The organism is Mesorhizobium sp. M1006 (assembly GCF_040318825.1).
In the GTDB taxonomy this organism is placed as follows: Bacteria; Pseudomonadota; Alphaproteobacteria; order Rhizobiales; family Rhizobiaceae; genus Mesorhizobium.
In genome coordinates this window covers 12,914-30,977 of sequence record NZ_JAMYMZ010000014.1, presented here as the reverse complement: position 1 = coordinate 30,977, position 18,064 = coordinate 12,914, and the positions used below count along the sequence as shown (strand labels likewise).

Here is an 18,064-nt window from a genome sequence, read left to right as displayed (position 1 = left end):
CTGCTATGCTTCTTGCACGCGTTCGTATCCGGCCGCCTTCGCGGCCCTGACGAACTTGCGGTCAAAAGTCGCGAAGCCAGCGCAGTGAGCGGACTTGCCCAGATGCAGCGCATCAGCGAAATCCAACCCCTGTACCGAGAGGTCGAGCGCGGACGACACGACCGCCCCGTCTTCCACCTCTACCGTGGGAAGCCCGCTAAACACCCGTAGCGTACGGGCGATTTCAAGCGGCGCAAAACCGTAGGCGCTGCGCAACACCCATTCGACTTCCAGCATCACCGTGACGGCGACAAAGACCGGCTGGCTATCGATCAGCGCCCGGGCGCGGGAAGACTGCGACGGGTGATCGCCCGTCAGGTAGCGGACGATCAGGTTGGTATCAATTGCGAGCATGGCGCCGCCGCGCTTCGGCGAGCACGCCCGCGTCCATTTCCTCCAACGTCTTCGGCCTGCCACTATAGCGCAGCGATCCAAACACGTCCTCTGGCCGTGTCTCGGCGAAGACTGGCGCAGGCTTCAGTAGCACGCCCTCCGGGGTATCCTCGACCAGAAGGCGTGTGCCGGCATGCCATTCCCTCCGTTTCCGGATCGCGCTGGGCAGGATGACCTGTCCCTTGGTCGAGACCGTAGTTACGAGCTTCTTTGCGGCAGCCATCTGCGCACGTCCTTAGGTGTAAGACGAATGTAAGATAGTCGAAGCTCTCCGCAAATTCAAGGCGCAAGCTACTCCTACTTAAAGCGATGACAAGGCAGTGGGCGGCGGGGATTGGTTGTTCCGGAGCGGCGATAATTCGGCGTCAACTCCATCAAACCCTGGTGCCGCCGACTGTCATCTGGTTCATCCTGAGATGCGGCTGGCCGACGCCGACCGGCACGCCCTGTCCGGCCTTGCCACACATGCCGATGCCGGTGTCGAGCTTCATGTCGTTGCCGATCATCGCCACACGATGCATGGCATCCGGCCCGTTGCCGATCAGCATGGCGCCCTTGATCGGTTGCGTCACCTTGCCGTTCTCGATCATGTAGGCTTCGGTGCAGCCGAACACGAACTTGCCCGAAGTGATGTCAACCTGGCCGCCACCGAACGACACGGCATAGATGCCGTTCTTGACCGAGGCGATGATCTCGTCCGGCTCCATGTCGCCCGCTGTCATGTAGGTGTTGGTCATGCGCGGCATAGGCTCGTGCGCGTAACCTTGGCGTCGCCCGTTGCCGGTGGCTTTCATGCCCATCAGCCGGGCGTTCTGGCGGTCCTGCATGTAGCCGACCAGCTTGCCATCGTCGATCAGCACGTTATGGGCCGATGGCGTGCCCTCATCGTCGACGGTAAGCGAGCCACGCCGCTCGGGCAGGGTGCCGTCATCAACGACGGTGACGCCTTTCGCTGCCACCTGCTGGCCAAGCAGGCCGGCAAAGGCCGACGTCTTCTTGCGGTTGAAATCGCCTTCCAGCCCGTGGCCGACGGCCTCGTGCAACATGACGCCCGGCCAGCCGCTCGACAGCACGATGTCGAAAGTGCCGGCAGGTGCTGGAACCGCTTCGAGATTGACCAGCGCTTGCCGCAATGCCTCCTTGGCCGCGTGCCGCCAGCTGTCCTCGATCAGGAATTCACCAAAATCCTTGCGGCCTCCCATGCCGTAGGAGCCGCTCTCCTGGCGGTCGCCGTCGCCGACCACCACCGACACGTTGATCCTGACCAGCGGACGGATGTCGCGCACCATCTGGCCGTCGGCGCGCATGATCTCGACATGCTGCCAGGAGGCGGCGAGCGACGCCGTCACCTGCCTGACGCGCGGATCCTCGGCCCGCAGCCATGCATCGATTTCCTGAAGCAGCTTGGCCTTGGCCTCGAAGGAAGGCGAGGGGATAGGGTTTCCGTCGCCGTAGAGGTGGCGGTTGGTGCGGGCAGGCGCTGCGGCAAGCGTGCCGGAATAGCCGCTCTTCACCGTCGAAACGGCATCGGCGGCGCGCAGCAGCGAGGCTTCGGAGAGATCGCTGGAATGGGCGTAGCCGCTGGCTTCGCCGGCGACGGCGCGCAGGCCGAAACCCTGGTCGGTGTTGAAATTCGCGGTCTTCAGCTTGCCATTGTCGAACATCAGCGATTCGCTTTCGCTATATTCGAGAAACAGTTCGCCGTCGTCGGCGCCGTTAATAGTCTCGGCAACGATTTGCTTGATGCGATCGTCGGAAATGTCAAATTGGCCGATCAGGCTGTTCATGGCAGGTCCATTCGCAGGAGGATTGTTTCCCACGATGTAGGCGCGAAGGCCCGCACAGACAATCTGAAATGAGATTTGCCGTGACCTCGGCCGGTCAACATCACTGGATCGTGCTACAAGACCCAGGCTCAAGGCAGGGCGGCGAAGCCGTCGGCGAAACCCTTGAGGTCGACGGGAATGCCGATGCCCTCTTCCGGCGTCTGGAAGACGATGAAGGTGGCGGACGTACCGGTCTTCAGCGTGTCGAGCAGCGGCTTTTCCAGGATGACCTCGGCATAGCAGCCGTCCTGGAAACAGCGCACGAAATAGGCGCGGCCGATATCCTTGCCGTCGACATTGAGGCCGAGGCCGTTCGGCAACAGCACGCCGAGCGGCGCCAGCACACGCAGGATTTCGGCCTTGTTGTCGGCTGTGCGCAGCACGACGACGGAAAGACCCATTTCCGGACGGTCCTCGGCGACGACGTTCTGCATCATCACGCATTGTTCGGATGTAGCACCGGCGGGCGTATCGCAGATGATCGACCACGCCCCATGCGTTGACTTCACCGTGCCGCTTGGCTGCGCGGCATTGGCCAGGCCGGCGCCGGACAAGGCTATTGCGGCGGCAACAAAGATGACCTTCGCCAAGGTTCTCGAAAGCCAAGGGTTCATGACGGCTCCATTGCGAATCACGGCACTTTAAGCCGCACTAAACCCAAGTAAAGGACGAGACCCCGGCGATCTGCCCCGACACAGGCGACAATGCGCTTTTCAGTGCCAATTTCGCCCTAATTGCGACGGCTCCGCACGCCGCGCGGCTCATTCTACCCGGATGCCGCTCTGGTGATTCGCGGCGAGCCGTCACCGCACGAAGCCAGCGCCGCGCTTGCGCGCAAAAATGCCGCACGGGTTCCGGCGCTCCTTTCTTGCGGAGGCAAATAGAGTATGGTTTGAACCAGCCTTGAATTGTCCGGGATTCCCGTCCCGGCCATTGTTCGACATTCTTGCGGTCCGATCGCGAGGAACTGGGAGATGACGAGGGCGATGAGAAAATTCCTGGCAACCGCCAAAATCGTAGCTAGTGCCGCCGCCACGTTGTTTGCCGCTGCATCCGCTCATGCAGCCCAGCCCCAACCTTGGGAAACCAGTTTTCAGCCTCCGGCGACCGACATTATGCGGCAGATCGAGTGGTTCGGGAACTACTCGTTCGCGTTCATCATTGTGATCACCGCCTTGGTGCTTTTCCTGATTGCCTACTGCATTTTGCGGTTCCGGGCGAGCGTCAACCCGACGCCGTCGCGCACCAGCCACAACACGCTGATCGAGGTCATCTGGACTGTCGGTCCCGTCGTCATCCTGCTCTGTCTCGCCATTCCCTCGTTCCAACTGCTGACCGCGCAATACACGCCGCCGGAAGAAGCCAAGCTGACCGTCAAGGCGACCGGCAATCAGTGGAACTGGGACTACGAATACCAGGTCGACAACACGCTTTCCTTTAATTCCGCGATCCTTCAGGATGCCGACAGGGCTGCTGCCGGCAAGGAAGATCGCGCCGCGTATCCGCGCCTGCTCGCCGTCGACAATGAGATGGTGGTGCCGGTCAGCACCATGACCCGCGTGCTGGTGACGGCGACCGACGTCATTCACGCCTTTGCCATGCCGTCCTTCGGCATCAAGACCGATGCGGTGCCGGGCCGCATCAACGAGGTCTGGTTCAAGGCGGACAAGGAAGGCCTCTATTACGGCCAGTGCTCGGAACTCTGCGGCAAGGACCACGCCTTCATGCCGATCGCCATTCGCGTCGTCTCCGATGCACAATACAAGACCTGGCTGGCGGCAGCCAAAACCGACCTTCCCGGCGCCAACAAGGCGCTGATGGCCGAGGTCGATGGCACGAACAAGGTAGCGGCCGCCGGCAATTGATGCCGCGACCAGAAAAGATTCAGGGAACGGAGCCGACCATGGCGCACGCTGCAGCTCACGACGACCACGACCACAAGCCGTATCATGGCTGGGTCCGGTGGGTGTATTCGACCAACCACAAGGACATCGGTACGCTTTATCTGATCTTCGCGATCATGGCGGGCTGCATCGGTGGCGCCTTGTCGGTCGTCATGCGCATGGAATTGCAGGAGCCGGGCATCCAGATATTCACTGGCCTGGCGCAGATGGTCTACGGCATGAATGGCGACGCCGCCATCGACGGGGGCAAGAGCATGTACAATGCTTTCACCACCGCGCATGCGCTGATCATGATCTTCTTCATGGTGATGCCGGCGCTGATCGGCGGCTTTGCCAACTGGATGGTGCCGATCATGATCGGCGCGCCGGATATGGCCTTCCCGCGCATGAACAACGTCTCGTTCTGGCTGCTGCCGCCGGCTTTCATCCTGCTGATTTTCTCGGCCTTCGTCCCGAGTGCGCCCGGCGCCTACGGCGTCGGCGGCGGCTGGACGCTTTATCCGCCATTGTCGACATCGGGCCAGCCCGGACCGGCCATGGACCTGGCGATCCTGTCAATCCACATCGCCGGCGCCTCCTCGATTCTTGGCGCCATCAACTTCATCACCACCATCTTCAACATGCGCGCGCCCGGCATGACCATGCACAAGATGCCGCTTTTCGCCTGGTCTGTGCTGATTACCGCCTTCCTGCTGCTTCTGTCGTTGCCGGTGCTGGCCGGCGGCATCACCATGCTTTTGACCGACCGCAATTTCGGCACCACCTTCTTCGCCCCGGACGGCGGCGGCGATCCGATCCTGTTCCAGCACCTGTTCTGGTTCTTTGGCCATCCGGAGGTCTACATTCTGATCCTGCCGGGTTTCGGTATCATCAGCCATATCATCTCGACCTTTTCGAGGAAACCGGTGTTTGGCTATCTCGGCATGGCCTATGCGATGGTTGCCATCGGTGCGGTGGGCTTCATCGTCTGGGCCCACCACATGTACACGACGGGCCTGTCGCTCGATACCCAGCGCTATTTCGTCTTCGCCACCATGGTCATCGCGGTGCCGACGGGTGTGAAGATCTTCTCGTGGATCGCCACTATGTGGGGCGGGTCGATTTCGCTCAAGACCCCGATGCTGTGGGCGATCGGCTTCATCTTCCTGTTCACTGTTGGCGGCGTCACCGGTGTGCAGTTGGCCAATGCCGGCCTCGACCGCCCGCTGCACGATACCTATTTCGTGGTCGCGCACTTCCATTACGTGCTGTCGCTGGGCGCGGTCTTCGCGATCTTCGCCGGCTGGTACTACTGGTTCCCGAAAATGACCGGCTACATGTATTCGCCGGTGATCGCGAACACCCACTTCTGGGTCACTTTTGTCGGCGTCAACCTAGTCTTTTTCCCGCAGCACTTCCTCGGCCTTTCCGGTATGCCGCGTCGCTATATCGACTATCCGGATGCCTTCGCCGGCTGGAACATGGTGTCGTCCTACGGCTCGTACATCTCGGCTATCGGCGTCGTCATCTTCCTGTTCGGCGTCTTCGAGGCGTTCCAGAAGAAGCGGGTCGCCGGCGCCAATCCTTGGGGCGAGGGTGCGACCACGCTGGAATGGCAACTGCCTTCGCCGCCGCCGTTCCACCAGTGGGAACAGTTGCCGAAGATCAAGTAGGCGGTTGCCTCCTTTAATACGGAGCCGCCGGCCGACCGGCGGTTTTGGCCAACGGAATGATGGACTTTAAGTACGCATGGCCCTTGCCGAAGACAGACTGATTGACGAGCCGGGCTTCCGCATGTCGGAAGCGACGGCGGGCGATTTCTTCGCCCTGCTGAAGCCGCGCGTCATGTCGCTGGTGGTGTTCACTGCGTTTGTCGGCATGGTCGCCGCTCCGGTGACCATCAATCCGCTGCTGGCGGTGATCGCGATCCTGGCTATTGCCATCGGCGCCGGCGCCTCCGGTGCGCTCAACATGTGGTATGACGCAGACATCGATGCGGTGATGACGCGCACCGCCGGCCGTCCCGTGCCGGCCGGCCGTATCCGGCCAGGCGAGGCATTGAGTTTCGGGCTGGTGCTGTCGGTTCTGTCGGTGATGACGCTCGGCGTGCTGGTCAACTGGTTGGCAGCATCGCTTCTGGCCTTCACCATCTTTTTCTATGCCGTCATCTATACGATGTGGCTGAAGCGCTGGACGCCGCAGAACATCGTCATCGGCGGGGCTGCCGGTGCCATTCCGCCGGTCATAGGCTGGGCGGCGGTAACCGGATCGGTCAGCCTCGAAAGCTTGGTGCTGTTCCTGGTCATCTTCCTGTGGACGCCGCCACATTTCTGGGCGCTCGCGCTGTTCAAGTCGGAGGACTACGCCAAGGCAGGCATTCCGATGATGCCGAATGTCGCCGGTCAGGCCTCGACCAGACGCCAGATCTTTGCCTATGCGCTGGTCCTCGCGCCGGTTGGCGTGCTGCCCTGGGTTCTCGGGTTCACCACGCCGGTCTATGGCGTCGTTGCATTGCTGCTCGGCGCCGGCTTCGTCTGGTATGCGTGGAAGGTGCTGCAAATGGCCGATGACGACCGGGCGATGAAGCCGGCCAAGGCCTTGTTCGGCTATTCGCTGCTCTATCTCTTCGCCATCTTCGCCGCCTACCTTGGCGATTGTGTCGTCGCGCGCGCGCTGACCATTGGTGGAGCATGAGCATGGCCGAAAAGAAGCTTGAACTGGTCACGTTGACCGAACGTCAGCAGAAGGCCCGCCGCAATCGCTCGGCCGCAATCGGTTTCGCGCTGGCGGCGCTGGTCGTCATATTCTACGTCGCGACCATCGTGAAATTTGGTCACAGTTTCCCCGGCTCGATGTGAGCTTAACATGACCAGGCAAACAGTCACCGATCCTAAGAAGAAGAATACGAACCGCGTCGTCGCCGGCGTCTGCATCGCGTTCTTCGGCGGCATGATCGGCATGGCCTACGCCGCGGTGCCGCTCTACGCGATGTTCTGCCAGGCGACAGGCTACGGCGGCACCGTCAAACGGGCGACCCAGCAATATGCCGATCGGGTGCTCGATCGCGACATCACCATCCGCTTCGACGCCAACACCGCCGGCGTTCCCTGGCAATTCCAGCCGGTCGCTCGCTCGATCACCATCAAGATCGGCGAAACCGCCGAGGCGCATTTCAGCGCGACCAACAAATTCAGCCGTCCCATCACTGGACGCGCCACCTTCAACGTGCAGCCGGAACTGGCCGGACCTTACTTCAACAAGGTCGAGTGTTTCTGCTTCACCGACACGACGCTGAAGCCGGGCGAGACACTGGACATGCCGGTCGTCTTCTATGTCGATCCCGACATCGTCAACGCGCCGGAATTGAAGGATCTGACGACGATTACCCTGTCCTACACGATGTTCCCGGTCGACAAGACCAAGCCGGTCGCATCATCGGTGCCGGCCGACGGCCACCGCAACAAGATTTCAGATACCGAAGCAAGCCTCGGGGGTTGATATGGCAGACGCACACGCAAAACCACAACATGACTACCACCTTGTCGACCCGAGCCCGTGGCCTTTCCTGGGCTCCGTCGGGGCGCTGGTGACCGCGTTCGGCGGCGTCTGTTACATGCAATACCTCAAGGGCGGCGATTTCCCGATCTTCGGTTTCAATGTCGCCAATCCATGGCTGTTCTTCATCGGCCTGCTGATCGTCATCTACACGATGTTCGCCTGGTGGTCGGATACGATCAAGGAGGCGCATGAGGGACACCACACCCGTGTCGTGTCGCTGCATCTGCGCTACGGCATGATCATGTTCATCGCCTCCGAGGTGATGTTCTTCGTCGCCTGGTTCTGGGCCTTCTTCGACGCCAGCCTGTTTCCGGGCGAGGTCCATCAATACGCCCGTACCGCCTTCACCGGCGGCGTCTGGCCGCCCAAGGGCCTCGAAGTTCTCGACCCCTTCCATCTGCCGCTCTACAACACCGTCATCCTGCTTCTGTCGGGTACCACGGTGACCTGGGCGCACCACTCGCTCATCCACGGCGACCGCAAGGGCCTGATCAATGGGTTGGTGCTGACCGTCGGCCTCGGCATGCTGTTCACCATGGTGCAGGCCTACGAGTACATGCACGCGCCGTTCGGCTTCAGGGATTCGATCTACGGCGCCACCTTCTTCATGGCGACCGGCTTCCATGGTTTCCACGTCATCATCGGCACGATCTTCCTGTTGGTCTGCCTGATCCGCGCCATAAAGGGCGACTTCACGCCCAAGCAGCATTTCGGCTTCGAGGCCGCCGCCTGGTACTGGCACTTCGTGGACGTGGTGTGGCTGTTCCTGTTTGCCTCGATCTACGTCTGGGCATCGAACGGCGCGATGATCGAACCGCACTGAGATCGAACTGAGGAAATCGACAAGGCGGCTGCGGCGACGTGGCCGCCTTATCTTTTGCGGCAAATGCTCCTAGGATGATCCCATGAGCGACGACAAGGCGATCTGGCCACCAATCGATCCGATCTCGGCCGGCTTGCATGGCCGCTGCCCCCGCTGTGGCGAGGGCAAGCTGTTCTCCGGGTTCCTCACGGTCGGCAATCGCTGCACCAATTGCGGCCTCGATTATTCTTTCGCCGATGCTGGTGACGGGCCGGCGGTGTTCGTTATCCTGATCATCGGCTTCATCGTCGTCGGCCTGGCGTTGTGGATGGAGGTGACGCTCAATCCACCGCTTTGGCTGCATCTGCTGCTGTGGATTCCGCTGACGCTGGTGCTTTGCCTGGCGGCGCTCCGGCTGATCAAGGGCGTGCTGCTGACGCTGCAATACCGCAACAAGGCGGCCGAGGGCCGGCTGGACCGCGGCGAATGAGCGAGGCATCAGGTTCGGTGGCCGGCCGGTCGCGGCCCAAGCGCGCATTGGCGCTCGGCCTGGGTATCGTCGTGTTTTTGATCCTGCTGGCGCTCGGCACCTGGCAGGTTCAGCGCCTGCACTGGAAAGAGGGCCTTCTCCAGACGATCGACCAGCGTACGCATTCGGCGCCTGTACCATTGGCCGAGGTCGAAAAGCGGTTTGCTGCCGCCGGCGACGTGGACTACACGCCGGTGATAGTGACCGGCACTTTCCTGCATCAAGACGAGCGGCATTTCCTCGCCACCTGGGAAGGCCAGTCCGGTTTCGACGTCTTCACGCCGCTACAGCTCGACGATGGCCGTTTCGTGCTGATCAACCGCGGCTTCGTGCCTTACGATTTCAAGGATCCAGCCAAGCGGCCGCAGGAACAGGTAACGGGCAAAGTGACGGTGACGGGGCTCGCCCGTAACCCGCTGCCGGCCAAGCCCTCGATGATGCTTCCCGACAATGATCCGCAGAAGAATATCTTCTACTGGAAAGATCGTGACGCGATGGCCTCGAGCGCCGGCCTGCCGACAGGTGCGGCGCTGGTGCCGATCTTCATCGATGCGAACGCCACGCCCAACCCCGGCGGGCTGCCGGTTGGCGGTGTCACCGTCATCGACCTGCCGAACAGCCATCTGCAATATGCGATAACCTGGTACGGCCTTGCCGCCGCCCTTGCCGGCGTCCTGATCTCCTGGCTCCGCCGCCCGGCGAAAGACCAATGATCGCCGCCATTACCCTTGACAGGGCAGGGCCGCGCACCTCATTTCGCGCCTTGAGCTCAGAAGTTATAGTCCGATCAACCGGCCTACAATCAGCGTAAGATGCAATCATGCTTCACACAAAGCCGCCGCTGACCATCCGGCTCTGCCAGCCCCGCGGTTTCTGTGCGGGCGTTGACCGTGCCATCCAGATCGTCGTGCTGGCGCTGAAGAAATACGGCGCGCCGGTCTATGTCCGCCACGAGATCGTGCACAACCGCTACGTCGTCGAAGGGCTGCAAAGCCTCGGCGCGGTGTTCATCGAGGAGCTCTCCGAGATCCCGCCCGAGCATCGCCAGAGCCCGGTCGTCTTTTCGGCGCATGGCGTGCCGAAATCTGTGCCGGCCGACGCCCAGTCCCGCAACCTGTTCTATCTCGACGCGACTTGCCCGCTGGTCTCGAAAGTCCACAAGCAGGCGATGCGCCATCAGCGGCTTGGCCGCCACGTGCTCTTGATCGGCCATGCCGGGCATCCGGAGGTGATCGGCACAATGGGCCAGTTGCCGGACGGCGCGGTAACTCTGATCGAGACCGAGGCCGACGCCGCAAGCTTCGTGCCCGCAGACCCACAAGCGCTCGGCTTCGTCACCCAGACGACGCTGTCGGTCGAGGATACCGCCGGTATCATCCGCGCCCTGCAGCAGCGTTTTCCCGAGCTGCACGCGCCGGCGGCGGAATCGATCTGTTATGCCACCACCAATCGCCAGGAAGCGGTCAAGGAAACAGCGGCCGGCGCCGATCTCTTCCTGGTTGTCGGCGCACCTAACTCGTCCAACTCGCGGCGCCTGGTCGAAGTGGCCGAGCGCGCCGGCGCCTCGATGTCGCTTCTCGTGCAGCGCGCCTCCGAAATTCCGTGGAATGAGATTGCCGGCATTTCGACGCTCGGCCTGTCGGCGGGCGCCTCGGCGCCGGAGATCATCGTCGACGAGATCGTCGATGCGTTCAGGCAGCGCTTCGACGTGACCATCGAGCTGGCCGTGACGGCGACGGAGACGGAGGACTTTCCGGTGATGCGGGTGTTGCGCGATGTCGAACTGACGGCTGCCGACATGGCCTTCGTCAACGGGGCCGCGTAGCAACGATGGCGGTTTACACCGACGTCAACGAGGGCGAGCTCGGCGCATTCCTCAGGAACTATCCGGTCGGCGACCTCTTGTCCTACAAGGGCATCGCCGAAGGCACCGAAAACTCGAATTTTCTGCTGCACACCAGCAGCGGCTCCTACATCCTGACGCTTTACGAGAAGCGCGTCGACAAGGCTGACCTGCCGTTCTTTCTCGGCCTCATGGCCCACCTCGCCAGAAAGGGCATTTCGTGCCCGCTCCCGGTCACCGCACATGATGGCGGTGTGATCGGAACACTTGCCGGCCGGCCGGCGGTGATCATCACCTTTCTCGAAGGCCTGTCGCTGCGGGGGCCGACGGCTGCACATTGCGGCGAGGTCGGCAAGGCGCTGGCGGCACTGCATCTCGCCGGCGCGGATTTTCCGATGACCCGCCCCAACGCCCTTGCCATCGATGGCTGGCGCAAGCTGTGGAATGCCGCCCGCGCCCGCGCCGACGAGGTCGAGCCGGGACTGGCGGCCGAGGTCGATGCCGATTTCGCCGATTTCGAGCGGAACTGGCCGAACGGTCTGCCGCAAGGCATCATCCATGCTGATCTTTTCCCGGACAATGTGTTTTTCCTCGGCGAGAAACTGTCCGGGCTGATCGACTTCTATTTCGCCTGCAACGACTTCTATGCCTATGACGTTGCCACGTGCCTGAACGCCTGGTGCTTCGAGAAGGATTTTTCCTTCAATCTGACCAAGGGCACGGCGCTGCTTGCCGGCTACCAAAGCGTGCGGCCGTTGAGCAGTGACGAGAAAGCTGCGCTGCCGATGCTGGCGCGCGGTTCGGCGCTGCGCTTCATGCTGACCCGGCTCTACGACTGGCTGACGGTCCCGGACGGCGGCCTGGTGATGAAACGCGACCCGACCGAGTATATCCGCCGGATGCGCTTCCACCGGGCGATCAACTCTCCTTCCGAATATGGACTGACATGACCAAGCGCGTTGAAATCTTCACCGATGGTGCCTGTTCGGGCAATCCCGGGCCTGGCGGCTGGGGCGCAATCCTGCGCTTCAACGGCGCAATCAAGGAGCTCCATGGTGGCGAGGCTCTGACCACCAACAACCGCATGGAGTTGTTGGCGGCCATCTCGGCGCTCAATGCGCTCAAGGAGCCTTGCGTCGTCGATCTTTATACCGACAGCAACTACGTCAAGGACGGTATTTTCGGCTGGATCGACGGCTGGAAGCGCAACGGCTGGAAGACCGCCGCCAGGCAGCCGGTGAAGAATGCCGAGCTGTGGCAGCAGCTCGACGCTGCGCGCAACCGCCACCAGGTCACCTGGCATTGGGTCAAGGGCCATGCCGGCCATCCCGAGAACGAGCGCGCCGACGAATTGGCGCGGCTCGGCATGGCGCCATTCAAGACGAAGTCGGCGAAACCCGTGCTCGCGTCCGTGCCGCCGGAGGAAGGCACCCAGTCCAGGCAATCGGCGGCCAAGAAGGTTCGGCGCTCGACCCAGAGTTATTGATCCGGTTGAACTGGCGTGTCAGCGGATCAGAAGGGCGGTGCCGAACAGTCCGATGGCAAACACCGTATGCGACACAAGATTGAGGGCGCGGACCTGCATCGGATTGGGCCGCTTCGAAGCGGCCCAGCCGGCGCCCAGGCCGGGCGCCAGCAGAAACCACCCGGCGCCGACGGTGACGATGCCGAGCATAAAAGCCGGCAGGAAGGTCGGCGCGGTGAGCCAGGCCGTTCCGGCCAGCACGACCAGTATGACGCCGTAGACGATGCCGACAGCATAATGAAAGGCCCAGCCAAGTACTGATTCATGCGGGTAGGGCGAGGCCTCGCCAATGTCGTCATGGAAGACCTTGCCTTCCCTGAGATGCCAGACCCAGCGGCCGACCAGCCCCCAGTTCGGCCGCGGCTGAGCAAACGCCTTGTTCAGGAAAATCGCCCAGACATCCATAAGCGCGGTTGCGCCGATGCCGATCGCGACGCTGCGCCAGACGATGTCAGACATAATCGAGGTCCCCAGAAGCAAGCAGTCCCGAAGGGCCGACGCATGGTCCCGAAAAACCGGGTCGGCTTTCGGAAGGATCATGCGCCGATGCAAAGTCAGCGTCCTTTGGACGTTGAGCGCTCGAAGGCGCCCTTTGCCGTGCCTGGCCTAGGCTGTCGCCAGGACGGAAAGCTGTCCGAGAATGTGAGCCGCACCGGATTCGTCGACGCCGGGCTTTGTCTCGACATTGAGTGCGGTGACCTTGCCGTCATCGACGATCATCGAAAAACGCTTCGAGCGTAGCCCCATGCCGCCGCTGGAGAGGTCGGCGTCGAGGCCGACGGATTTGGCGAAATCGCCATTGCCATCGGCAAGATAAAGGATTTTGCCTTCACCGCCGCTGAAGCGGGCCCAGGCCCCCATAACGTGAACATCGTTGACCGAGACAACGGCGATAGTGTCGACGCCGCGCGCCAGGATGGCGTCGTAATTGTCCAGGTAGCCGGGCAGATGATTGTTGCTGCAGGTCGGCGTGAAGGCGCCTGGAACGCCAAACAGCACGACCTTCTTTCCTGAGAATATCTCGCCCGTCGTTATCGGCTTTGCACCGTCGGCGGTCATTGTCTTGAAGGTCGCATCGGGCAGTTTGTCGCCAACGGAGATCGTCATGATGGTCCTCGCTTGGAAATGGAAGGGAGTGTCCTTGCGATAGCGAATTAAGGCGCGCCCGGCAACCGTCCAGACGTTGGCATCACGGGAATGGCAACAGGCCTTCGACCGCGCCTGCGGCACTTGTCAGTGTGTAGTGCAGGCCGCCATCGGTTGGCGTTGTCGACGGCCTGTCGAGGATCGGCACAGTAAAGATCAGCTTGCCATCCTTTTCGCTGCGTGCCGGGGCACCGAACATGTAGTCGCGTTCGCCGGCAACGAAGAAGTCGGCGCCCTCGGGGCTGCCCGGAAAGCTCGCTTCGACAATCAGCGTTTCGTGGTCGCCCGGCAGTACGTTTATGCCGAAATCGGGCGTTGCCGTGGCAGGCAGGGTGGCAAGGCCTGCCTTGACCAGTGCCGCGTCCCCGGCGTTGTCCGGATCGGCGCCGGGATCGACGGTCAGCCTTGTCTGCACCGGGATGCAGATGGTTTCGCAGATGCCGAGGAAAATGTCCGCATCGATGACGGCCGGCTGGCCGGGCGCGGCAAGCGTGAACGTCACCGGCAACGAAACGGGGTGGTCGTAGCCGGCCCATTTGCCGTAGCCGTCGTCGTGGCGCTGCGGCGGCGGAAACGAAAGCGTCGCGTCGGCAATGTTGGTGCTGGCCGAGACGTCGATCTGTGGCGGCACGCCCGCATCGCCCGGATCGCGCCAATAGGTCTTCCAGCCGGGCTTCAGCGCAATGTCGAGGACGCCCTGGAGACGCCCGGCCTCATCGGCCTTGCCGCTCGTCACCAGCCGCACCCTGCCGCCTTCGCTGTTGTACCAGGCCGATGAGGAGGCTGAGGCGGGGAGGCCGGTCGCCGATCCAATGGCTACGCCAAGCAGCAGGATTTTCAAGCTTTGCATGGCAATGATTTGATCGTCTGTTGATGGCCGCACAATGATTTCATGACGCCGCCGGCATCATATTTGCGTGACCTTCGATTTACGAGCCTGATCAAATCGGGCGCCGCCCATCTTTTCGACGCCCCGGAAACGCGTTACGCTGTGGCCATGGATTTGTTGCGCCATAAAAGGACGGCCGCAGGACCCGGCTTTCTCGACGATCAGTTCCTGATTGCCATGCCCGGCATGAAGGATGACCGCTTCACGCGCTCTGTCATCTACATTTGCGCGCACAGCGACGAAGGCGCGATGGGGCTGATCATCAACCAGACGCAGCAGATGCTGTTTCCGGACCTGCTCGTGCAACTCGGCATCATGAACGAGCTGGAGGCAATTCGCCTGCCGCCACCGGCGCGCGACTTCGTCGTGCGCAATGGCGGACCGGTGGATCGTAGCCGCGGCTTCGTTCTGCATTCGGGCGACTACCGGGTGGAATCCTCGCTCGCCGTGTCCGACGATGTCTGTCTGACCGCGACCGTCGACATATTGCGCGCCATCTCCTCCGGCCGCGGACCCCGGCGGGCTCTGATGGCGCTTGGCTATGCCGGCTGGGGTGCGGGCCAGCTTGAAAACGAGATCGTCGAGAATGGCTGGCTGACTTGCCCGGCAAGCGCCGAGCTTCTGTTCGACGCCGACATCGATCGCAAATATGACCGGATCCTCGCCTCGATCGGCATTGATCTCGCGCATCTCAGCCTGGCTGCCGGTCACGCCTGAACCTCATTACGTCCTGAAACTTGTCACGCTTGGGTCAACGGATACTGTTCCTTCAGCGTCTTCAGCACCTGGTCGCCCGGCATCGGCGCGCCGAACATGAAGCTCTGCACGTACTCGCAGCCCATCTGCCGCAACTCCAGCGCATCGCTCTCGTCCGAAATGCCTTCGGCGACAACCGACAGGCCGAGTTCATGCGCCATATTGACCATGGATTTGAGCAGCACCGCACGTTTCGGCGTCGCGTCGTCGACGAAGCTCTTGTCGATCTTGATGGTGTCGAATGGAAAGCGCGTCAGATAGGCCAGCGATGAATAGCCGGTGCCGAAATCATCCAGCGACAGGCCGATGCCAAGCTGCTTCAGCTTGGTCAGCACATGGGCGGTCTGCTCGGGATTGTCCATCACCAGCGATTCGGTGAGTTCGAGCCGGAAGCAGCGCGGTTTCAGGTTGGCTCGCGCGATCACCGAGCGGACGTCGCTGACCAGGTCGCGGCGGATGAGCTGACGGCTGGACAGATTGACCGAGACCGACAGCGGCGCATCGCCGATCTGCTTTTGCCATCCCGCCAGGTCTTCGGCAGCCTGTTGCATGGCGAACAGCCCAAGCTGCACGATCAGGCCGCAGTTTTCGGCGACCGGAATGAAATCAGCCGGCGGGATCATGCCGCGACGCGGATGGTCCCAGCGCAGCAGCGCTTCGAAGCCTGCGACGCTGCCGTCCTCCAGCCGCACGATCGGCTGGTAGGCAAGCGTGAATTCGCGTCGTTCGATGGCGCGGCGCAGATCGGACTCGAACTGCAGCCGGTCGGTGCCGACGGTGCGGAAGGCGGGACGGAACGGCTCGATCCGGTCGCCGCCGAAGCGCTTGGCCTGATGCATGGCAAGCTCGGCATCCTTGACCATGTCCTCGGCCGAGGTCTGCGTGGCGGTCCAGGTGATCAGCCCGATCGAGGCCGTCAGCACGATCTCGCGCTTGGCGAAGGTGATCGGGTTGTTGATGGCGTGCTTGATGGCATCGGCAATGGCCGCGATGCGGGCCGGATCCTGCTCCGACAAAAGCATCAGCGCGAACTGGTCGCCGGCAAAGCGCGACAGCGAATCCTTCGGCTTGAGCAGTCGGTGCAGCCGCCGCGCGATAGTCAAAAGGATGGTATCGCCGGCCGAGATGCCGAGCCCGTCATTGACCTGCTTGAAGCGGTCTATGTCGATGACGAAGACGGTCGGGCGCACCTTCTCTTCGGTGCGGGCGATCGAAATGATCGCCTCCAGCCGGTTCATGAACAACTCGCGGTTGGGCAGGCCGGTCAGATTGTCGTGCACGGCGTCATGCAGCAGCCGTTCCTCGGACTTCTTCTGCTCCGTCACGTCGACCATGGTGCCGACGCAGCGGATGACCTCGCCGTCCGAGCCGATCACCGGCCGGGCGCGCAGCGAAAACCAGTGATAGTGCCCGTCGGCGCCGCGCAGGCGGAAGTTTTGCGACACCCGGCCGCGCCGGTGCTCGAGCACCACGTCGAGTGTCGTGCGAAACGTGTCGCGGTCGTCGGCATGCAGCACCGGCAGCCAGTTGCGGGCGGGCCCGCCGAGACTGTTGGGGGCAAGGCCGAGCTGACTGCTGACGTCGGGACGAGTGACGACGCGGTCGCGCAGCACGTCCCAGTCCCACACGGTATCGCCCGATCCGGCAACCGCCAGCGCCTGCCGCTCGAGATCGGAGAACAGGCCCTGATGCAGGGCGCCGCCGGCAAAAGCGTGCTGCATCACCGTGAAGCCGATCAGCAGGATGATGAGGATCAGCCCGCCGCCCAGCGCCGGCTGGGCGATATCGTTGTCCAGCATGCCGGTGATTGCCATCCACGATCCGCATAGCCACAGCAGAACCATCACCCAACTGGGCACCAGCATGATGGCGCGGTCGTAACCGCGGATACCGAGGAAGATGATCAGGCCGAGCCCGGTCAGCGCGGTGGCGGCGAAGGACAGCCTGGCAATGCCGGCGGCGACCGCCGGATCGATGATGGCGACACCGGCGATCAGCACCAGCCCGAGAATCCAGACCAGCGCGCCGTAGCTGAAATGGCCGTGCCACCGGTTGAGGTTGAGATAGGCAAACAGGAACACCACGAAGGTCGCCGCGAGCGCCACCTCCGTTCCGGCGCGCCACATCTGCTCATTGCCGGGTGAGATCTCTATGATCTTGTTGAGAAAGCCGAAATCGACGCAGATATAGGCAAGCACCGCCCAGGCTAGGGCCGCCGTTGCCGGGAACATCGAGGTCCCCTTGACGACGAAAAGAATGGTCAGGAACAGCGCCAGCAGGCCGGCAATGCCGATGACGATGCCACGAAACAGCGTGTAGGAATTGACCGAGTCCTTGTAGGATTCAGGGTCCCACAGATAGACCTGCGGCAGCTTGGGCGAGGCGAGCTCGGCGATGAAGGTAATCACCGTTCCGGGGTTCAACGTCACCCGGAACACGTCGGCGTCGGGGCTGGTCTGGCGGTCGAGCGCAAAGCCTTCGCTGGGCGTGATCGCGGCGATACGGGTCGAGCCGAGATCCGGCCAGAACAGGCCGGAATTCACCAGCCGGAAATGCGGTGCGACAATCAGCCTGTCGAGCTGCTGGTCGGTGGTATTGGCCAGCGCGAACACCGCCCAGTCACCGCTCGAGCGCGCATCATTTGCCTCGACCTCGATGCGCCGCACGATGCCGTCCGGGCCTGGCGCGGTCGACACCTGAAAATTCTCGCCCTGGTTCCGGTAGATCAAGACGGCCCCCGAAAGATCGAGCGCAACGTCGTCGCGGGCGATCTTGATCGGTTCTACGGCAAAGGCCGAGGACGCCGCGCAGAGCGTGACGATTGCCGCCAGCATAAAGGCAAGCAGCGACCCCTTGCGCAGAAAATTCGTCAAAA

20 protein-coding genes are annotated in these 18,064 nt (G+C 62.4%); 12 read left to right on the top strand and 8 right to left on the bottom strand.

Features of this window, described 5'->3' with window-relative positions; all coding sequences use genetic code 11:
• Positions 1-3: 3 nt before the first annotated feature.
• The 4 genes from NKH60_RS15690 to NKH60_RS15675 all read right to left on the bottom strand — a co-directional run bounded on the left by NKH60_RS15690 (position 4) and on the right by NKH60_RS15675 (position 2,872).
• Entirely contained in the window at positions 4-393 is a 390-nt protein-coding gene (locus NKH60_RS15690; RefSeq protein ID WP_352612405.1) for a type II toxin-antitoxin system VapC family toxin, read from the bottom strand.
• A complete protein-coding gene (locus NKH60_RS15685; protein ID WP_352449889.1) occupies positions 380-655 on the bottom strand; it encodes an AbrB/MazE/SpoVT family DNA-binding domain-containing protein in 276 nt (91 codons plus the stop codon). Before NKH60_RS15685 ends, NKH60_RS15690 begins: the two co-directional genes overlap by 14 nt.
• 151 nt (positions 656-806) lie before the next feature.
• Entirely contained in the window at positions 807-2,219 is a 1,413-nt protein-coding gene (gene tldD / locus NKH60_RS15680) for a metalloprotease TldD (protein WP_352501957.1), read from the bottom strand.
• A 128-nt stretch (positions 2,220-2,347) separates the two neighbouring features.
• Positions 2,348-2,872: an invasion associated locus B family protein gene (locus NKH60_RS15675; RefSeq protein WP_023674131.1), complete on the bottom strand. Its 525-nt coding sequence runs from the start codon at positions 2,870-2,872 to the stop codon at positions 2,348-2,350.
• 372 nt (positions 2,873-3,244) lie between these two features.
• Between NKH60_RS15675 and coxB the strand changes: the two genes are divergently transcribed.
• The 11 genes from coxB to rnhA all read left to right on the top strand — a co-directional run bounded on the left by coxB (position 3,245) and on the right by rnhA (position 12,359).
• Positions 3,245-4,123: a cytochrome c oxidase subunit II gene (coxB, locus tag NKH60_RS15670; protein WP_031211057.1), complete on the top strand. Its 879-nt coding sequence runs from the start codon at positions 3,245-3,247 to the stop codon at positions 4,121-4,123.
• A 38-nt stretch (positions 4,124-4,161) separates the two neighbouring features.
• Positions 4,162-5,814, top strand: coding sequence for a cytochrome c oxidase subunit I (gene ctaD, locus NKH60_RS15665; protein ID WP_352470655.1), 1,653 nt, complete (start codon positions 4,162-4,164; stop codon positions 5,812-5,814).
• Positions 5,815-5,890: 76 nt separating this feature from the next.
• Entirely contained in the window at positions 5,891-6,835 is a 945-nt protein-coding gene (locus NKH60_RS15660; protein WP_352612408.1) for a heme o synthase, read from the top strand.
• On the top strand, positions 6,832-6,999 hold the full coding sequence (locus NKH60_RS15655; protein ID WP_023674135.1) for a cytochrome c oxidase system small membrane protein: 168 nt from the start codon (positions 6,832-6,834) through the stop codon (positions 6,997-6,999). The genes NKH60_RS15660 and NKH60_RS15655 overlap by 4 nt, the downstream gene beginning before the upstream one ends.
• 7 nt (positions 7,000-7,006) lie before the next feature.
• Positions 7,007-7,639 (top strand): cytochrome c oxidase assembly protein, encoded by a 633-nt coding sequence (locus tag NKH60_RS15650; RefSeq protein ID WP_352612410.1) that lies wholly within the window; start codon positions 7,007-7,009, stop codon positions 7,637-7,639.
• A gap of 1 nt (position 7,640) precedes the next feature.
• Entirely contained in the window at positions 7,641-8,522 is an 882-nt protein-coding gene (locus tag NKH60_RS15645; RefSeq protein ID WP_352449883.1) for a cytochrome c oxidase subunit 3, read from the top strand.
• An 82-nt stretch (positions 8,523-8,604) separates the two neighbouring features.
• The gene (locus tag NKH60_RS15640; protein WP_352470653.1) at positions 8,605-8,991 is read left to right on the top strand and encodes a DUF983 domain-containing protein; all 387 of its coding nucleotides are present in this window, start codon (positions 8,605-8,607) and stop codon (positions 8,989-8,991) included.
• Positions 8,988-9,743: an SURF1 family protein gene (locus tag NKH60_RS15635; RefSeq protein ID WP_352612413.1), complete on the top strand. Its 756-nt coding sequence runs from the start codon at positions 8,988-8,990 to the stop codon at positions 9,741-9,743. Before NKH60_RS15640 ends, NKH60_RS15635 begins: the two co-directional genes overlap by 4 nt.
• A 107-nt stretch (positions 9,744-9,850) precedes the next feature.
• The gene (gene ispH / locus NKH60_RS15630; protein WP_254818458.1) at positions 9,851-10,855 is read left to right on the top strand and encodes a 4-hydroxy-3-methylbut-2-enyl diphosphate reductase; all 1,005 of its coding nucleotides are present in this window, start codon (positions 9,851-9,853) and stop codon (positions 10,853-10,855) included.
• Positions 10,856-10,860: 5 nt separating this feature from the next.
• Positions 10,861-11,823, top strand: coding sequence for a homoserine kinase (locus NKH60_RS15625; protein ID WP_352872652.1), 963 nt, complete (start codon positions 10,861-10,863; stop codon positions 11,821-11,823).
• Positions 11,820-12,359, top strand: coding sequence for a ribonuclease HI (gene rnhA / locus NKH60_RS15620; RefSeq protein ID WP_352501954.1), 540 nt, complete (start codon positions 11,820-11,822; stop codon positions 12,357-12,359). Before NKH60_RS15625 ends, rnhA begins: the two co-directional genes overlap by 4 nt.
• Before the next feature lie 18 nt (positions 12,360-12,377).
• Here the strand turns inward: rnhA and NKH60_RS15615 are convergent, their stop codons facing one another.
• From NKH60_RS15615 to NKH60_RS15605, 3 genes are all read right to left on the bottom strand, one after another.
• Entirely contained in the window at positions 12,378-12,857 is a 480-nt protein-coding gene (locus tag NKH60_RS15615; RefSeq protein ID WP_352612418.1) for a DUF2938 domain-containing protein, read from the bottom strand.
• Between the two features lie 147 nt (positions 12,858-13,004).
• Positions 13,005-13,505 (bottom strand): peroxiredoxin, encoded by a 501-nt coding sequence (locus NKH60_RS15610; RefSeq protein ID WP_352612420.1) that lies wholly within the window; start codon positions 13,503-13,505, stop codon positions 13,005-13,007.
• An 82-nt stretch (positions 13,506-13,587) separates the two neighbouring features.
• On the bottom strand, positions 13,588-14,394 hold the full coding sequence (locus NKH60_RS15605; protein ID WP_352612422.1) for a protein-disulfide reductase DsbD domain-containing protein: 807 nt from the start codon (positions 14,392-14,394) through the stop codon (positions 13,588-13,590).
• A 147-nt stretch (positions 14,395-14,541) separates the two neighbouring features.
• On the opposite strand from NKH60_RS15605, the gene NKH60_RS15600 reads away from it, so the two are divergent.
• Positions 14,542-15,150, top strand: a complete 609-nt coding sequence (locus NKH60_RS15600) for a YqgE/AlgH family protein (RefSeq protein WP_031211061.1) — start codon at positions 14,542-14,544, stop codon at positions 15,148-15,150.
• A gap of 23 nt (positions 15,151-15,173) precedes the next feature.
• On the opposite strand, the gene NKH60_RS15595 is transcribed toward NKH60_RS15600, so the two are convergent.
• Positions 15,174-18,062: an EAL domain-containing protein gene (locus NKH60_RS15595; protein WP_352612424.1), complete on the bottom strand. Its 2,889-nt coding sequence runs from the start codon at positions 18,060-18,062 to the stop codon at positions 15,174-15,176.
• Between the last annotated feature and the right edge of the window lie 2 nt (positions 18,063-18,064).

What these genes read in the sequence shown, in the direction of transcription:
- NKH60_RS15690 (WP_352612405.1), bottom strand. Translation starts at nt 393, where the DNA reads ATGCTCGCAATTGATACCAACCTGATCGTCCGCTACCTGACGGGCGAT.
- NKH60_RS15685 (WP_352449889.1), bottom strand. Translation starts at nt 655, where the DNA reads ATGGCTGCCGCAAAGAAGCTCGTAACTACGGTCTCGACCAAGGGACAG.
- tldD (WP_352501957.1), bottom strand. Translation starts at nt 2,219, where the DNA reads ATGAACAGCCTGATCGGCCAATTTGACATTTCCGACGATCGCATCAAG.
- NKH60_RS15675 (WP_023674131.1), bottom strand. Translation starts at nt 2,872, where the DNA reads ATGAACCCTTGGCTTTCGAGAACCTTGGCGAAGGTCATCTTTGTTGCC.
- coxB (WP_031211057.1), top strand. Translation starts at nt 3,245, where the DNA reads ATGAGAAAATTCCTGGCAACCGCCAAAATCGTAGCTAGTGCCGCCGCC.
- ctaD (WP_352470655.1), top strand. Translation starts at nt 4,162, where the DNA reads ATGGCGCACGCTGCAGCTCACGACGACCACGACCACAAGCCGTATCAT.
- NKH60_RS15660 (WP_352612408.1), top strand. Translation starts at nt 5,891, where the DNA reads ATGGCCCTTGCCGAAGACAGACTGATTGACGAGCCGGGCTTCCGCATG.
- NKH60_RS15655 (WP_023674135.1), top strand. Translation starts at nt 6,832, where the DNA reads ATGAGCATGGCCGAAAAGAAGCTTGAACTGGTCACGTTGACCGAACGT.
- NKH60_RS15650 (WP_352612410.1), top strand. Translation starts at nt 7,007, where the DNA reads ATGACCAGGCAAACAGTCACCGATCCTAAGAAGAAGAATACGAACCGC.
- NKH60_RS15645 (WP_352449883.1), top strand. Translation starts at nt 7,641, where the DNA reads ATGGCAGACGCACACGCAAAACCACAACATGACTACCACCTTGTCGAC.
- NKH60_RS15640 (WP_352470653.1), top strand. Translation starts at nt 8,605, where the DNA reads ATGAGCGACGACAAGGCGATCTGGCCACCAATCGATCCGATCTCGGCC.
- NKH60_RS15635 (WP_352612413.1), top strand. Translation starts at nt 8,988, where the DNA reads ATGAGCGAGGCATCAGGTTCGGTGGCCGGCCGGTCGCGGCCCAAGCGC.
- ispH (WP_254818458.1), top strand. Translation starts at nt 9,851, where the DNA reads ATGCTTCACACAAAGCCGCCGCTGACCATCCGGCTCTGCCAGCCCCGC.
- NKH60_RS15625 (WP_352872652.1), top strand. Translation starts at nt 10,861, where the DNA reads ATGGCGGTTTACACCGACGTCAACGAGGGCGAGCTCGGCGCATTCCTC.
- rnhA (WP_352501954.1), top strand. Translation starts at nt 11,820, where the DNA reads ATGACCAAGCGCGTTGAAATCTTCACCGATGGTGCCTGTTCGGGCAAT.
- NKH60_RS15615 (WP_352612418.1), bottom strand. Translation starts at nt 12,857, where the DNA reads ATGTCTGACATCGTCTGGCGCAGCGTCGCGATCGGCATCGGCGCAACC.
- NKH60_RS15610 (WP_352612420.1), bottom strand. Translation starts at nt 13,505, where the DNA reads ATGACGATCTCCGTTGGCGACAAACTGCCCGATGCGACCTTCAAGACA.
- NKH60_RS15605 (WP_352612422.1), bottom strand. Translation starts at nt 14,394, where the DNA reads ATGCAAAGCTTGAAAATCCTGCTGCTTGGCGTAGCCATTGGATCGGCG.
- NKH60_RS15600 (WP_031211061.1), top strand. Translation starts at nt 14,542, where the DNA reads ATGGATTTGTTGCGCCATAAAAGGACGGCCGCAGGACCCGGCTTTCTC.